This window comes from Draconibacterium orientale, from assembly GCF_900111425.1.
GTDB lineage: Bacteria > Bacteroidota > Bacteroidia > Bacteroidales > Prolixibacteraceae > Draconibacterium > Draconibacterium orientale.
Map to the genome: position 1 here is coordinate 53,673 of NZ_FOHT01000016.1, position 15,557 is coordinate 69,229.

Annotated in this window: 14 protein-coding genes; 9 read left to right on the forward strand and 5 right to left on the reverse strand. The window is 39.4% G+C overall.

Annotated features, from left to right (window positions below; genetic code table 11):
- The first annotated feature begins 234 nt into the window (after positions 1-234).
- The 6 genes from gyrA to BMW53_RS10300 all read left to right on the forward strand — a co-directional run bounded on the left by gyrA (position 235) and on the right by BMW53_RS10300 (position 9,401).
- Positions 235-2,763 carry a DNA gyrase subunit A gene (gene gyrA, locus BMW53_RS10275; protein WP_306453029.1) on the forward strand — a complete coding sequence of 843 codons (2,529 nt, stop codon included), beginning with the start codon at positions 235-237 and terminating at the stop codon, positions 2,761-2,763.
- A 109-nt stretch (positions 2,764-2,872) separates the two neighbouring features.
- Entirely contained in the window at positions 2,873-4,048 is a 1,176-nt protein-coding gene (locus BMW53_RS10280; protein WP_074780619.1) for a tetratricopeptide repeat protein, read from the forward strand.
- 1,185 nt (positions 4,049-5,233) lie between these two features.
- Entirely contained in the window at positions 5,234-6,382 is a 1,149-nt protein-coding gene (locus BMW53_RS10285; protein WP_038562007.1) for a putative porin, read from the forward strand.
- 11 nt (positions 6,383-6,393) lie between these two features.
- Positions 6,394-7,638 carry a quaternary amine ABC transporter ATP-binding protein gene (locus tag BMW53_RS10290; protein ID WP_038562004.1) on the forward strand — a complete coding sequence of 415 codons (1,245 nt, stop codon included), beginning with the start codon at positions 6,394-6,396 and terminating at the stop codon, positions 7,636-7,638.
- A gap of 1 nt (position 7,639) precedes the next feature.
- On the forward strand, positions 7,640-8,500 hold the full coding sequence (locus tag BMW53_RS10295) for an ABC transporter permease (RefSeq protein WP_038562001.1): 861 nt from the start codon (positions 7,640-7,642) through the stop codon (positions 8,498-8,500).
- Between the two features lie 25 nt (positions 8,501-8,525).
- A complete protein-coding gene (locus BMW53_RS10300; RefSeq protein ID WP_038561997.1) occupies positions 8,526-9,401 on the forward strand; it encodes a glycine betaine ABC transporter substrate-binding protein in 876 nt (291 codons plus the stop codon).
- A gap of 84 nt (positions 9,402-9,485) precedes the next feature.
- Here BMW53_RS10300 and rimK read toward each other — a convergent pair whose 3' ends face one another.
- Entirely contained in the window at positions 9,486-10,868 is a 1,383-nt protein-coding gene (gene rimK / locus BMW53_RS10305) for a 30S ribosomal protein S6--L-glutamate ligase (RefSeq protein WP_038561995.1), read from the reverse strand.
- A 209-nt stretch (positions 10,869-11,077) separates the two neighbouring features.
- Between rimK and BMW53_RS10310 the strand changes: the two genes are divergently transcribed.
- Positions 11,078-11,431: a hypothetical protein gene (locus BMW53_RS10310; RefSeq protein WP_038561993.1), complete on the forward strand. Its 354-nt coding sequence runs from the start codon at positions 11,078-11,080 to the stop codon at positions 11,429-11,431.
- Between the two features lie 612 nt (positions 11,432-12,043).
- On the opposite strand, the gene trxA is transcribed toward BMW53_RS10310, so the two are convergent.
- From trxA to BMW53_RS10330, 4 genes are read right to left on the reverse strand one after another with little or no spacing between them, the layout of a single operon-like run.
- Entirely contained in the window at positions 12,044-12,466 is a 423-nt protein-coding gene (gene trxA / locus BMW53_RS10315; RefSeq protein ID WP_217642932.1) for a thioredoxin, read from the reverse strand.
- A 4-nt stretch (positions 12,467-12,470) separates the two neighbouring features.
- Positions 12,471-12,890 carry an OsmC family protein gene (locus BMW53_RS10320; protein ID WP_038561991.1) on the reverse strand — a complete coding sequence of 140 codons (420 nt, stop codon included), beginning with the start codon at positions 12,888-12,890 and terminating at the stop codon, positions 12,471-12,473.
- Between the two features lie 14 nt (positions 12,891-12,904).
- On the reverse strand, positions 12,905-13,255 hold the full coding sequence (locus BMW53_RS10325; protein ID WP_038561989.1) for a thioredoxin family protein: 351 nt from the start codon (positions 13,253-13,255) through the stop codon (positions 12,905-12,907).
- 11 nt (positions 13,256-13,266) lie between these two features.
- Positions 13,267-13,614, reverse strand: a complete 348-nt coding sequence (locus tag BMW53_RS10330; RefSeq protein WP_139178099.1) for a hypothetical protein — start codon at positions 13,612-13,614, stop codon at positions 13,267-13,269.
- A 386-nt stretch (positions 13,615-14,000) separates the two neighbouring features.
- On the opposite strand from BMW53_RS10330, the gene BMW53_RS10335 reads away from it, so the two are divergent.
- Together BMW53_RS10335 and BMW53_RS10340 are read left to right on the forward strand one after the other, a co-directional pair.
- Positions 14,001-14,642: a Crp/Fnr family transcriptional regulator gene (locus BMW53_RS10335; RefSeq protein ID WP_051568023.1), complete on the forward strand. Its 642-nt coding sequence runs from the start codon at positions 14,001-14,003 to the stop codon at positions 14,640-14,642.
- A 150-nt stretch (positions 14,643-14,792) separates the two neighbouring features.
- Complete coding sequence (locus BMW53_RS10340; RefSeq protein ID WP_038561985.1) at positions 14,793-15,545, forward strand: hypothetical protein; 753 nt, start codon at positions 14,793-14,795, stop codon at positions 15,543-15,545.
- Positions 15,546-15,557 lie beyond the last annotated feature (12 nt).

Sequence of the window (15,557 nt, forward strand, 5' to 3'; positions counted from 1 at the left end):
TCTCTGGTTTAACAAATACTATTCCTAAAAGGTTGAAAAACTAAAATAAATAAAATTTGTAGCTGGGAAGTATCGAAATGGCAGAAGTTATCAAAGGTAACCTAAACATCATGCATAATTGTCAGTTGATATGTTAATATCTTCTTGTCAAAAGTATGTAAAACACTACTAGATATGCGTGTTACACGAATGATTTTACTATTTTTGTGGGACTTTAAACAGTGATAATTTATTTTGAAAGGAGATATAATGACAGAAGGTGAAAAGATTATCAGAATAAACATTGAGGAGCAGATGAAATCTGCCTATATTGATTATTCAATGTCGGTAATTGTTTCGCGTGCATTACCCGATGTACGCGATGGTTTTAAACCGGTACACCGCCGGGTTTTATTTGGTATGCACGAGCTTGGAATATTTTCCAATCGTTCGTATAAAAAGTCGGCAAGGATTGTTGGTGAGGTACTTGGTAAGTATCACCCGCATGGCGACTCATCAGTTTATTTTACTATGGTGCGTATGGCGCAACACTGGTCGTTGCGTTACCCGATGGTTGATGGCCAGGGTAACTTTGGATCTGTTGATGGTGATAGTCCTGCAGCAATGCGTTATACCGAGGCTCGTATGTCGAAGATTTCGGAAGAAACGTTGGCCGACCTGGACAAAAATACTGTTGACTTCCAGCCCAATTTCGATGAATCGTTAGGTGAGCCTACAGTGTTACCAACCAAAATACCACAGTTGCTGGTTAACGGTGCTTCGGGAATTGCAGTAGGTATGGCTACAAATATGCCGCCACACAACCTCAGCGATGTTATTGATGCTACCATTGCATACGTTGATAACAACGATATTGAAATGGAAGAGTTGATCGATATCGTTAAGGCTCCCGATTTCCCAACCGGTGGTATTATTTACGGTTACCAGGGCGTAAAAGACGCTTATGAAACGGGTAGGGGACGTATTGTTATCAGGGGTAAAGCCCATATTGAAAATGAAGGCGGCCGCGAGAAAATTGTTGTAACCGAAATTCCATACATGGTTAACCGTGCAGAGATGATCCAAAAAACTGCCGACCTGGTTAACGAAAAGAAAATTGAAGGAATTTCGAACGTGAACGACGAGTCGGACCGCGAAGGTATGCGTGTTGTTTATGATTTGAAACGCGATGCAATGAGCAACGTAGTTTTAAATAAACTATACAAATATACCCAACTGCAAACTTCGTTTAGTGTTAACAGTATTGCACTGGTACATGGTCGCCCTAAAATTTTAAACCTGAAAGACCTGATCAGACACTTTGTTGATCACCGTCACGAAGTGGTTACGCGCCGTACACAGTACGAACTGGAACAAGCCGAAAAACGTGCTCACATCCTGGAAGGACTTATTATTGCCAGCGATAATATCGACGAAGTAATTGCTATTATCCGTGGTTCATCAACTCCTGAAGAAGCACGAAACAGACTGATTGAACGATTTGAATTAAGCGATGTTCAATCGCGCGCAATTGTTGAAATGCGTTTACGTCAGTTAACCGGTCTTGAGCAAGACAAACTTCGTAAGGAATACGATGAAATTATGGCGCAAATTGAAGAATACAAGGCCATTCTTGCCGACGTTAATTTGCGAATGGAAATCATTAAAGAAGAATTGCAGGAGGTGAAAAACAAGTATGGCGATGAGCGTCGTACTGAGATTGTTCCTAACGCCGAAGAATTTAATCCTGAAGATTTTTATGCCGACGAAGAAATGGTAATTACTATTTCGCATTTAGGTTATATAAAACGTACGCCACTTACCGAGTTCAGAACACAGGGTAGAGGGGGAGTAGGTTCGAAAGGAAGTACCACCCGCGATGAAGATTTCCTGGAGCATATTATTATTGCATCAATGCATAACACCCTTTTACTATTTACCGAAAAAGGAAAGTGTTACTGGCTAAAAGTTTACGAAATTCCTGAAGGAACAAGAGCATCGAAAGGCCGTGCAATTCAAAACATGCTGAATATTGAGCCGGACGATCAGGTGTTGGCCTTTATTAAAGTGAAAACACTGGCCGATCAGGAATTCATCAACAACAACTACATTATTCTTGCTACCAAAAAAGGTATTATCAAGAAAACAACCTTAGAAGCTTATTCGCGTCCACGCCAAAACGGAGTTAACGCAATTACCATTAAAGAAGGCGACCAGTTACTGGAAGCCCGTTTAACAAATGGCAAAAGCGAGGTAATGCTTGCTGTGCGCTCTGGTAAAGCAATTCGCTTCAACGAAAGTATTGTTCGGGCAATTGGTAGAACAGCGTCAGGAGTACGTGGAATTACACTTGGTCATGAAAATGATGAAGTAATTGGTATGGTTTGTGTGATGGATGAGAACGAAGATATTCTGGTTGTGGCCGAAAAAGGATATGGAAAACGTTCTAAAATTGATGATTACCGTATTACCAACCGCGGTGGAAAAGGTGTAAAAACACTGAATATAACCGAAAAAACCGGCGAATTGGTTGCCATAAAAAGTGTTTCGGACGATAATGACCTGATGATTATTACTCAGAAAGGAATTACGATTCGTTTAGCGGTTAATACCATTTCGGTACTCGGAAGAGCTACTCAGGGAGTACGGGTTATCAACTTACGAGAAGACGACAGAATTGCGTCGGTTGCCCGAATTGCGGTTGAAGAAGCTGCTACAGAAGATGTAACTGACGATAATGTTGAAGATATTGATAATGAAGATAATAACTTAGAACAAGAATAAATTATTGATTCTTCGTACTGTTATTTTGATAAAATTTGAAAAGATATATTTTTGTGGCTTGTAAGAGGGCCTATTAAACGATAATTTTAAAATTTTAAAAAGTATAAAAATGAAAAAAACAATCATTCTTCTAGCTTTGGTATTTTCTGTTTCTGCAGTATTTGCACAGAAAGGAAAAGTTACCAGTGCTCAGAACCTTAAAGACACAGGAAAATTAGATAAAGCGTTGGAAGCGATTAATGAAGCAACTGATCCGTCAAACGATAAGGCTGAAAAATCACTTCCATGGCCAAAAACATGGGAAGTAAAAGGAGAGATCTTTCAGGCAATTTTTGCCAGTCAGGATCAAAACGTAAAAGCTCTTAGTGATGATCCGTTAACAGTAGCCTTGGAATCGTACAAAAAGGCACTTGAACTGGATGATAAAGACAAGTTCTCGAAAAGTGTAAAAATTAAGTTAACGCTGTTAACTAACGACCTTACCAACCAGGCCGTTGAAGCTTTTCAGAATAACGACTACGAGCTGGCGTTGAAATCGTTCGAGCAAATTCTTGACATTCAGGATATTCCGGTAGTGAAAGAAGATAACCCTGAAGCAGTTGATACTGTAATTTTATTTAACTCGGGATTGGCGGCATTCAATGCACAGAATTTTGAGAAAGCTGTAAAATATTACGGCGAAGCAGCAAAATACGGTTATAACGGTGCCAGAACATACTCTTTAATTTCTGAATCGTACATTCAGATGCAGGATACTGTTAATGCATTAAAAGCTGTGCAGGAAGGATTCGAAAAGTATCCTGAAGACAACGGTGTATTAACAAGTATGATTGACCTTTACATGAAAATTGGTAAAAACGAAGAAGCATTGAAATACCTGGACATGGCCATTGAGCAAGATCCAAACAATGTAACATATTATTTTGCCAAAGGTGCCTTGTACGAAAAATTTGGTGAGGAAGAAAATGCAGTAGCAGCGTATCAAAAGGCATCTGAAATTGATCCGACATTCTTTAATGCCTATTACAATTTAGGTGCACTTTACTACAATAAAGGAGTAAAACAAATTGAAGTTGCTAACGCAGTTCCGGCTAACGAAAACGAAAAATACGAAGCTGAATTGAAAAAAGCTGATGTTTGGTTTGAGAAAGCTCTGCCATTCATGGAAAAATGTCATGAGTTGAATCCTGAAGATGAAATGACATTAGAATCGCTTAAAAACTTGTACTACCGTATGAAAAATATGGACAAGTACAACGAAGTTCTTGAAAAGTTAGGACAATAAGTATAGGTAAAAAAAGGAGGGAAATTCTCTCCTTTTTTTTATATCTATTTAAACAACATAATATCAATTATAAGACAAATGCATTTATTTCATATTTTGGAATAACTGGCATGATTACGTCCAGCTCTGCTGGTTTATATAAAATCAGTTATCGTGACGGCTAAGTCCGATAACGTCAAAGATTTTATGTAAAAGTTTATACTGATGCTTCTGGCAAATGATAAGGCAAACATATTTATATCATATTTCGGAATAACTGGCATGATTACGTCCAGCTCTGCTGGTTTATATAAAATCAATTATCGTGACGGCTAAGTCCGATAACGGCAAAGATTTTATGCAAAAGTTTATACTGATGCTCCTGGCAAATGTTTTCCCTGTAATTCAAAATTATTTATGAGCTCTCCCGAAACTTTTAATGCTTGTTTACACCAATCCACTTAAGTAGATAAAACGTCGCAATCAATGTTTTTTTAATTCACGAATTCTTTTAGATGTTTTGCCTTATAATTCTATATAAAACCACAATCGCTGAGAATTTGCTAAACTGAACATTTATACACAGAAATTATTTCATGCGATTCTCAGTGCATTAAAATTTTTACTTTAGGAAATAGCTCTTTAAATTCTGTATTAATATTTATTTCCCGCATTCAATTCCATCAACTACGTTGTTAGTTTTCATTCAGCAAGCAATTAGCTGCTGCCGGAAAAGTTACCACGAAACAAATAACATCTTTAGCTGTTTATTTCTGTAGAAACTTATTTGAGTTCGCTAATACATAATTTCAGCAAGTAAAATATGGCTGATGCATTGATAAGTATCTAAATATATTATTATTACGGAATTATAAATCTGTTACAACACGACGAAATTACATGTGAGTATCATTCGAGTGCATCATTTTTAAATAAATGTTCGTATAGAAATGATGTTAACAATACATTATATAAATAAGTGATCGGTTATAAAATGCAAGCTATTACAATTGATCGTATTACTTTTGCCGCGCATGATTAAAAGGCGTATTAAAACATACAAACAAAATAATCAGCGGGCATTTATGGCTATTAAAATGGCTTATAAAATGCGGTCCGACAGGTTTGTACCACCTGTAGCTCTACTCTAATTTTTCTCTTCCCCCCTCACTTGTATTACCGATTTTTTTCACTAAATTAATTTATATGTTACGAAAATTTAGTTCATTAATTTTAATTATTCTATTTTTTACAACTAATTTGTTTGCACAGGAAAAACCTGAGGTTCAAATTGGTGGAGCACTTCGTTTTAATTACAACCTTTCTTCGTGGAAAGAAGGTCAGAAAACCCGTGGCGGCGATTTTGGCTACGACGTTTTCAGAGTAAATGCCAAAGCAAAATACAAAGGCGTAAAACTAAATGCTGAATACCGGCTTTATTCCGAAGGTTTTGGCGGCGGTATGTTAAAACAAGGTTGGGTTGGTTACGATTTCAGCCCTGAAAATAACCTCCAGATCGGTTTAACACAGGTGCCTTTTGGAATTACCCAATACAACTCGCACAACTGGTTTTTTGGTATTAACTACTATGTTGGCTTAGAAGACGACCACGACATGGGGATAAAATACACCCACAACGACGAGAACTGGATGTATGCCATTGCATTTTTTAAAAATGCCGAAGAACTCCGTTTTGGTAGTGCTTCCGATGTTTCAGACAGTCGCTACTCGTACGATGTAAGTTCATCTGCCGATGGTTTATACCGAAATAAAGAAGTAAACCAGGTAAACCTGAAAGTGGCCAGAAAATTCGCGTCGGGTAACAGTAAGCACATGTTGGGCGTGTCGGCACAATATGGCGGGCTTTACAACCTCGACACCGAGAAAACTGGCGATAGCTACGCAATTGCAGCGCATTACGAGTTAAATGCCGGAAACTTCAATCTGAAAGTTCAGGCTACCAAATATAAAATGAATCCTGAAAATCCTGCCGATCAGGATAGCGAAGGCCTTGCTATGACAGCCTACGGAGCGCCTTACCTTGTGGCATCTGAAGCTACAACTTACACCATTGGGCCAGCGTACTCTGTTCCGGTTGAATGGGGGCCAATTTCAAACCTTCAGTTTTATAACGATTTTGGCTACATGAATAAGGCCAATGATATGTATGAAGACAGTTTTATGAATACTACCGGAGTTTTGGTAACTGCCGGAAACGTTTATACCTACGTTGATTTGGCGCAGGGAAAAGATCACCCGTGGGTTGGGCCGGCTTGGACAAATGGTCTGGCAGCCGGAACACCTGATGCTGAATGGGAAACCCGTTTCAATATTAACATTGGATACTATTTTTAATTGATTCAATTATGTCGGATAATAGAAAAACAAAAATTAAGGTTGAAGACCTGACACTGATCTTCGGCAAACGCAAACAAGAGGCACTCAAGATGCTGGAACAAGGTGTTTCAAAGGAAGAGATCCTGAAAAAGACGAAATGCACCGTTGGTGTAAATCGGGCTAGTTTCGAAATAAAAGAAGGGGAAGTTTTTGTGATCATGGGACTTTCAGGAAGTGGAAAATCGACTTTAATTCGCTGCTTAAACCGCTTGAATGAGCCAACGGCAGGGAAAGTAATTTTCGATGATCACGACATTACCCGCGAAACCAATAAAGAATTACTGGAAACACGGAGAACAGAAATGAGTATGGTTTTCCAAAAATTTGGACTACTTCCCCACCGTACCATTCTGGAAAATGCAGGTTTTGGTTTAGAACTTCGCGGTGAAGAAAAAGCAGCGCGCGACGAAAGAGCGAAAACAGCGCTCGAAACCGTTGGTTTGAAAGGTTACGAAGCGCAATATCCGGCCGAATTGTCGGGAGGTATGCAACAGCGTGTTGGTTTAGCCCGTGCGCTTGCCAACGATCCGGAAGTTCTGCTAATGGACGAAGCATTTTCGGCACTCGACCCGCTTATAAAATCAGATATGCAGGACGAGCTGCTTGAAATTCAGGACAAACTGCACAAAACAATTGTGTTTATTACGCACGACCTCGACGAGGCCATTAAAATTGGCGACCGCATTGCCATTATGAAAGATGGTGTGGTGGAACAAATTGGTACTGCCGAGGATATTCTTACAAATCCCGCCAGCGAATATGTGGAGGCTTTTGTGGAAAAAGTGGACCGCAAAACGATTATTACTGCCGAAACTTTAATGTTTAAAAAGCATACAGCTCTGGAAGTTCATAAAGACGGGCCTAAAGGTGCGGTTCGTAAAATGCGTTCTATCGCTGTTGACCAATTGCCCGTTGTTGATGAACACAAAAAATTCCTTGGCCACGTTTGGTTGCAGGATGTTCTTGAACTGGAAAAAGAGCAGGGAAAATCGTTAGAAAAAGTAATAAACACCAACGTTCCAAGTGTTTACAAACACTATACTGTTGAAGAAATGCTACCACTGATTACCGGTATAAGGCACCCGCTTGCGGTAATTGAAGAAGAAACAGGGAAATTCCTCGGCCTGGTTACACAAACCTCGTTGATTATTGAGGCTACACGCTTCGAGAAAAAAGAAGTGATTAAATTAAAAGAACAAGCTAACGAATTATAGTATGGATAAATTAATAGACCTCGGAAAATATATAGAACAGGGAATTAATGTACTGGAAGAAAGCCTTTCCGGTCTTTGGGGAGCTATCGATGATGTTATTTCATGGACAGTAGAATTCTTAAACGACACGTTTCTGGCTATTCCTTTTATTGTAATTATTGCCCTTGTTACTTTTGGTGCCTACTATGCCAACGCTGGTAAAAAGGCCTTTAAAAAAGAAGGTATAAAAAAAGGTGTAAGCCTGGCTCTTTTTGTTGTGCTCGGTTTGTTGCTGATTTGGGCAATGGGCTACTGGAAAGAAGCCATTCAAACAACAACACTTGTTATTGTGGCTACCATTATAGCGCTTTTGTTTGGTATTCCGCTGGGAATTTGGGCGGCGCGCAGCAACACAGCCAATGCCATTATCCGGCCAATTCTCGACTTAATGCAAACCATGCCGGCATTCGTTTACCTTATTCCCGCTATTTTCTTCTTTAGTGTTGGGAATACGCCGGGTGTTATTGCAACCGTAATCTTCTCGTTGCCACCGGCTGTGCGTTTAACAAGTCTGGGAATCCGGAACGTGCCTGAAGATGTTATTGAGGCCGGTCATGCTTTCGGAGCAACCGACAAACAAATTCTGTTTAAAATACAATTGCCACTGGCAAAAACAACAATTCTGGCCGGTATAAACCAGGTAATTCTGCTGGCCCTGTCGATGGTTGTTATTGCATCAATGGTTGGTGCAAAAGGATTGGGGGCCATCGTTTACCAGGGTATTCAGCAAAACGACATTGCCAAAGGTTTCGAATCGGGACTTGGAATTGTTGTGCTGGCCATTATACTCGACCGTATAACCCAGGCTGTTGCTAAAAAATAAATTATAAATCTTAAAAAGTAATATTATGCTGAACGTAAAAAAATTAGGAACTCTGTTTGTAGCTGCAACTTTGTTGTTTGCAATTACATCGTGTTCAAACAGCGGATCGAAAAATAAATCTGCTGAAGTAGAGAAAAAAGAAGTTAACATTTTATATCCAAACTGGGCCGAAGGTATTGCCTTTACACACCTGGCAAAAATTGCACTTGAAGCCAATGGTTTTGAGGTTGAATTAACCAACCTTGAACCGGGATTGATCTATGGCGAATTGTCGAAAGATGACTCAAAAGGCGATGTTTTTATGGACGCATGGTTACCCAATACCCACAAAGATTATTGGGCCGATTATGGCGACAAACTGGTAAAACTTGGCGAATCGTTTAGTAACGGTACTACCGGATTGGTTGTTCCATCGTACGTAACCATCAATTCTATTGAAGAGCTGAATGCTAACAAAGACAAGTTCGACGGCGAAATCATCGGCATTGGTAGTGGTGCAGGTATTCATGCCAGCACTGAAAAGGTAATTGAAGAATATGGTTTGGATTTCGAGCAGATTACTTCAAGCGGGCCGGCAATGGTTGCCAGTCTCGAGAAAGCGATTAAAAACAACGAATGGATTGTGATTACCGGATGGAAACCACATTTTAAATGGGCTAAAAACGATTTGAAATATTTGGAAGATCCCAAAGGAATTTATCCGAAAGATGTTTGTGCAATTATTTCGCGCAGAGGATTTGCTGAAGAGATGCCAAAAGCAGGTACTTTCTTTAAAAACTTTAACCTGGAAGAAGCTCAGCTTTACGATTTGATGGGTAAAATTTCAGACTCGGGAGAAGAAGCCGGTGCACAACAATTTTACGATGCTAATAAAGCAATGATCGACGCCTGGTTTAACTAAACCGGTTCGATTGCACAATTTTATCATAAAAAATGGCAGGTTAGGTTTTCCTTTCCTGCCATTTTTGTTTCCACCTGAAGCCGTTTAAACGCCTCTCTTGTGGTATTTTAAGTCCCGCTCAATAGCTTCAATCATTTTGCCGGCTATATCTTTATTCGAAGCTCCTTCTACCCCTTCAAGGCCCGGCGATGAATTTACTTCCAGCAACAACGGCCCGTTTTTTCCACGGATGATATCAACACCTGCAACTTTCAGGTTTAAAGTTTTTGATGCAAGAATTGCAATACGTCGTTCTTCAGCAGTAATTTTAGTAATCGACGCTGTTCCTCCCATGTGAATATTTGCACGGAACTCGCCCGGAGCGGCTGTACGCATAATGCTGGCCACCACTTTCCCGTTCACCACAAAACAACGGATATCCTTACCATCGGCCTCTTTTACAAACTCCTGTACCAAAATATTGGCACGAAGGCTTTTAAAGGCGTTAATCAAACTCTCGGCAGCTTTTTTGGTTTCGGCCAACACAACTCCTTTTCCTTGTGTTCCTTCCAACAGTTTTACAATTAACGGAGCTCCGCCAACCATCTGTATCAGTTCGTTGGTATCAAGCGGAGAATTGGCAAATCCGGTTGTAGGAATGGGCAGCCCATTATTGATGAGCAACTGCAAAGCATATAATTTATCGCGCGATTGGGTAATTGCTGACGCGGTATTGAGCGTATAAACTCCCATGGCTTCGAAATGCCGCGTAAGTGCACAACCATAAAAGGTGGCACTTGGCCTGATTCGCGGAATAATGGCATCAAATTCATTCAAAACACGACCACCACGATAATGCATTTCCGGATTTTTACCGTCCAGCTTAATGTAACAGTCTTTCAGGTTCAGAAACTCCATTTCGTGGCCATGCTCCTGCCCTGCTTCCATAATTCGCGTGTTGCTGTACAAATCAGGATTACTGGCCAGCAGCCCAATTTTTAAACCCGTAGGGCGAGTAATATTTGTAAAGTAAAATGATGCGATACGTTCTTTGGAAAGCTCGCCCAAATGAAACGATTCTTCCGGATCGACCAATATTTTTCCCGACATAGCTTGTCGGCCCAACAGCATTCGGTAACCCATCGAGTCGCGGTTGGTGAGTGTAACCTCAATTTCCCACGCTTCGCCTGCGATCGACAAAACTGTTTTTATTACGTAGCGGACTTCGCTGCTGCCACTCGAGCTTTTTACTTTTCGTTTGTCTAACAATGGTGCTTCGCAATGGATGGTTGTTTTTCCGTCTTTCTGCAACGGATGCACATCAAAACTAATCCACGGCTGGCCATTCTTTTTAAACTGATTAATATTTACCGCATGCAGTGCTGAAGTTTTTGCTCCTGAATCGATCCGGGCTTTTACTCCCGGAATATTTAATTGTGGTAAACCGCACCACTCTTCGCTACCAATAATAATTTTACTTGAATCCATTTTTCTAAAATACTAATAATAAGGCTTTTTTGTATCCTGTGTCTGAAATTTAATTGGTTTGTTTATGAGCCGCAATATAAATATCTTTTTTTGATGTGGTAAAGACAAAGGCGGAAGGCATTAAAAATATTTTTACAATTTTAAAAAACAGTTTCTGACAGGATTACAGGAGGTAATAACACATTATTGCAGCTGTACGACTGTTGTGAATGGGTAAAAAAAGTGCTTCTGTAAGGCGAAGAAAGCTACAAATAGAACTATTTGGTGCTGTCGTAGCCGTACGAAAGCTACAAATAGAACTATTTGGTGGTGTCGTAGCTGTACGAAAGCTACAAATAGAACTATTTGGTGGTGTCGTAGCTGTACGAAAGCTACAAATAGAACTATTTAATGGTATCGTAGCCGTACGAAAGCTACAAATAGAACTATTTAATGGTGTCGTAGCCGTACGAAAGCTTCAAATAGAACTATTTAGTGGTGTCGTAGCCGTACGAAAGCTTCAAATAGAACTATTTAGTGGTGTCGTAGCTGTACGAAAGTTACAAAATGAGCATTTCAGATAAGAATGATGGAGACTTAAGGATCCGATCCTTATTATTTTAAACTGATAAGGATCGGATCCCTTTATTACAAGCGATTTGAAACCGCTAAGCGCATTTGCCTACGAAAAAGAGTACACTCTCCCAATAAGCCATTATTTACTGACTTCTTACAATAAAACATTCATGATTCCCGGAAATCACCAACAGGGATGAAAGGACATCAATATTGTTTCACGCAAAGAGAAGAAGAAGCGCAAAATTAGCAAAGGTATAGAGTCTGTTTTGCGTGCTTTGCGAAAACTTAGTGATCTACTCTGCTTGAACTTTTTTGTTTTACCAAAGTGACTTTCATAAAAAGCCTGAAAAACTTCAGGCTTGTAAATTAGTCGAAAGCGACTTTATTTCTGATTTGTTTTGTGTTCTTAATTACGATTCAAAAATAGCCCATGTGCCGCAGTTGACGGAAAAAAATGTCCTTAAATCCAGCTATTAAAAGGTTTGAAATCGTTGGTAAAAATCCTTAGCAGCTATCAGCATTTCTGAACCGTGTGTGAGTAAGGTGCCAAAAAACGAAAGCCACTTATCTGAAATCGATAAGCGGCTTTCTGTATATGTGGTTTTTTATTTTTCCGTTTATCCGGCCATCACTGCATCAACCTCTTTCATAATGGTACGTTTGGTTTTTACTCCAACAATACGGCCGGCTTCTTTTCCGTCTTTTAAAATCAGCATGGTTGGAATATTGCGCACCTTAAATTTTTGTGCCAGTTGCTGGTTGTGGTCAACATTAACTTTTGCTACCATAAAATCGGTTTGGCTGTCGGCAATTTCGTTTAATGTAGGCGCAATAATTTTGCAGGGGCCGCACCAGGGAGCCCAAAAATCGAGCAGTACAACGCCGCGTTTTGTTGCAGCCTTAAAGTTTTTATTATTCAGCACTTTAATTCGTTTGCTGTTTGCCACCGGTTTGGCATTCTTCATTCGAAAATAGTTTACTGCAATAAGTGCCACCAAAGCGACAAGAACAACAGCAATAACAATTAGTGTAGTTGACATAACTTTAATCTATAATTTTAATTTCAGAAGTAACTTCGATTACTTTTCGGTAAAGCGCACTTACTCCACAATATCTTTCTTCCGACAAACTAACTGCTTTTTTTAGTTTCTCCAAAGGAAGATCTTTACCTTTAAACGTATAGATAACATTCATTTTATAATACTGTTTCGGATGCTCGTCGGTTAAATCGCCTTCAACGGTTACATCAAAATCTTCCACTTCAACGCGCATTTTTTTCAGAATAGATATAACATCCATTCCCGTGCAACCGGCAAGTGCCGTAAGCATAAGTGGTTTTGGGCGCGGGCCAAGGTCTTCGCCACCAACTGCTTCGGCCGCATCGAGCATTATTTTGTGTCCGTTTACTTCGGCCTCAAAGGCCATTTTATCTTTCCAGCTAACTTTTACTTCTTGTTTTGCCATAATTGAATCGATTTTTAGTTACCAAACTGCTCGTCGAGAATTGCTGTAACCTGCTCGTGAGTTTGAATACTGGTAGTTGCTTTGGCCACTTTCCCGTTTTTGTAATACATAGTGAACGGAAGCCCCATGAAACCACTGCACTCAGGCGCATTACGAATTGGTGCAGCCTCGGGATTATCAAAAGACATAACCATAAATTTTACGTTGCTACGCTCTTTCTCCAGGCGTTCCATAACATTGTACACCGGGAAACACATGGGGCCCATGCGGCCACAACATACCATAACATTCTCGTTTTCGGCCAGCACTTTTTCCAATTCTGCTGCCGATTCTATTTCGGGTAATCCTGTTCTTAAAAGCTTCATATTTGTTCGTTTTAATTTATTATTTCAGTAATAATGTTTTTATCCGATTCCAGTTTTCCACAACGATAGGCCTCAATAATTTGTCCGGCAGAAACCATGGGTACACCAACAAACAAATTAATTTTCTCTGAAGTAAAAATGCCAATCAATTCTTTCCTTATGCGATGCAGAATAATGTCGGTGATGCCGTTGTTTTTAATCCATAAGCGAATTTCATCAGCATTTGTGAAGTCGATAACAGCGCTTTCAGAAATGGTCGTGTTTTTTGATTCCATATCATAATAGGCAAAGTGCGAACATCCGCACAGATACTCGCTAATTTTTTTGTTCGCTATAGGTATGGCTACTTTCTTCATCATCTTTTCGGTAAAAAAACAGAGCGCCTGAATAGTCGGGCAACTCTGTTTTATCTTTCCTCTATCCCAACATTCTTAAATCAATATCATTATGAAAAATCAATATTACAAAGATAAATCGTTGGAAAACACCGTGCGTAAAAATGGCACTGAAGTCTGTCGGTTCGTAAACTAAAATTTGACAGTTTCATTCCTGTCGTTTGATAGTTTTATACCGATTAGAAATTAAAATGAGCCTTTTGTCGAAAACTCCAAAAGTCTCTTTAATTTTCTATCGGCACTAACCATTGTAATCTCAAAGTTTCGCCAAGCCTCACTTTGAAATACAATTGGTATAGCTTGGTTAATCACATTTCTTATGTAAATTTGGAGAAATATCAGATTCAGCATTGGATTTAACAGACAACATAAAAAACTTAGACAACCTGAATGCCTACAAAACCCGCGTTCAGTACCTAAAAGGCGAAACGATTTTTAAGCAAGGGGCGTTTGCTCCTTATGTAATGTATGTTGTTGAGGGGCTGGTAAAAGTATATCTGCAAACCGGTATTGATAAAAACACGAGTATCAGTGTGGCTGCCGAAGGCGAATTTCTGGCGTTTTCGTCGGTGTTTGGCGAGCCGGTTCATACTTATTCGGCACAGGCAATCAGCAACACCGAAATTTGTATGATCGAAAAAGAAAGCCTGAAAAAGATTCTGTTGGAAAACCCTGAATTTGCCTTGCAAATTACCTCGCAAAACTACCGTAACGAACGACATTTGTTTGAGGTGATCAAAAACATTTCGTACAAACAAATGCGCGGAAAACTGGCTTCTGCCCTGCTCTACCTAAGCCAGGAAGAATTTCTGAAGAAGAACATTTTCGAGTTTCTTACCCGCCAGGATATTGCTGACTTTGCATCTATTTCGGCAGAAAGTGCCATTAAGTTTCTGAAAGAGTTTGAGAAGGAAAACATTATTTCGCTTAACGGCAAAAACATTATAATTGACGATGCTGCTCAATTGCTGAATATCAGCAAAAACGGCTAATATTAAATGATTAAGTAATTGATATTATCTCAACGCTTCATTGTTTTTCAAGCGGTTATTTTGTACTTTAAAAATCAAATTATAGCGTAACGAAAGGCATAGTTGTCAGATTCATTTTTATTCGAAATCATTCAATACTTTTACTCGTAAATGGCAAGTTATCAGAAATCTTCACCGATTAATCTAAATCCACCATCAAGGAGTAAAAATGTATTTTCCGACATCAGGAATTTCTTAATAAATAAACCCCAAAAATCGACATTAATAAAATTTGAATCGGAAGAAAACCGAAAAGAATACAACCGCCGGGTGCTGCAGCGTGTGGGTATCGATGTGAATAAGAACTTTATTTTAAACGTTCATAAAATTGGAGTGAATGCGCCGGTTAGCTACATATTTAATGAATTACTGAATTGGAATGGCGATTCAACCTGCTGGCCCAACCACGTAGCAAAAGTTGAACGTATTGATGATGACATTGAGAATATTGAGATTCTTCCGTTTGGCCTTAAAAAGTATCCTTTTGGCTTAAAAAAAAGCTTCCTGGGTATGAACTTAATTCCGTTGTTCAAGTTGCATTCAATTCGCATTAAAAATACCCCCGACGCTTTTGATTTCGACAATGCCCGTTATTTATTATATGATTGCACCGGAGGATACCCCATTGGCATTTTCGTTATGTACGTGCGTTCGCCGATTGAAGAGATGGGCGAAATTGCCCAATCGCAGTTAATTTTTGCCGTGAGTTTTAATTTTTACGGAAAAGAAAAAGAGGCCAACAGGTTGGTAAATAAAATTTGGGAAAGTGTACATAACCGGGTTACTTCAAACGTTTTAAACCGGGTAAAGCAACTGAGCGAATGGCGATTGGAAAAAATGGCCAATGATATGGAATATTTATAACTGAGTTATTTT

Coding starts and splice junctions, on each gene's coding strand:
- BMW53_RS10285 (WP_038562007.1), top strand. CDS start 5,234: ATGTTACGAAAATTTAGTTCATTAATTTTAATTATTCTATTTTTTACA.
- BMW53_RS10330 (WP_139178099.1), bottom strand. CDS start 13,614: ATGATGAAGAAAGTAGCCATACCTATAGCGAACAAAAAAATTAGCGAG.
- BMW53_RS10295 (WP_038562001.1), top strand. CDS start 7,640: ATGGATAAATTAATAGACCTCGGAAAATATATAGAACAGGGAATTAAT.
- BMW53_RS10320 (WP_038561991.1), bottom strand. CDS start 12,890: ATGGCAAAACAAGAAGTAAAAGTTAGCTGGAAAGATAAAATGGCCTTT.
- BMW53_RS10300 (WP_038561997.1), top strand. CDS start 8,526: ATGCTGAACGTAAAAAAATTAGGAACTCTGTTTGTAGCTGCAACTTTG.
- rimK (WP_038561995.1), bottom strand. CDS start 10,868: ATGGATTCAAGTAAAATTATTATTGGTAGCGAAGAGTGGTGCGGTTTA.
- BMW53_RS10280 (WP_074780619.1), top strand. CDS start 2,873: ATGAAAAAAACAATCATTCTTCTAGCTTTGGTATTTTCTGTTTCTGCA.
- BMW53_RS10290 (WP_038562004.1), top strand. CDS start 6,394: ATGTCGGATAATAGAAAAACAAAAATTAAGGTTGAAGACCTGACACTG.
- BMW53_RS10310 (WP_038561993.1), top strand. CDS start 11,078: ATGGGTAAAAAAAGTGCTTCTGTAAGGCGAAGAAAGCTACAAATAGAA.
- trxA (WP_217642932.1), bottom strand. CDS start 12,466: ATGTCAACTACACTAATTGTTATTGCTGTTGTTCTTGTCGCTTTGGTG.
- BMW53_RS10340 (WP_038561985.1), top strand. CDS start 14,793: ATGGCAAGTTATCAGAAATCTTCACCGATTAATCTAAATCCACCATCA.
- BMW53_RS10325 (WP_038561989.1), bottom strand. CDS start 13,255: ATGAAGCTTTTAAGAACAGGATTACCCGAAATAGAATCGGCAGCAGAA.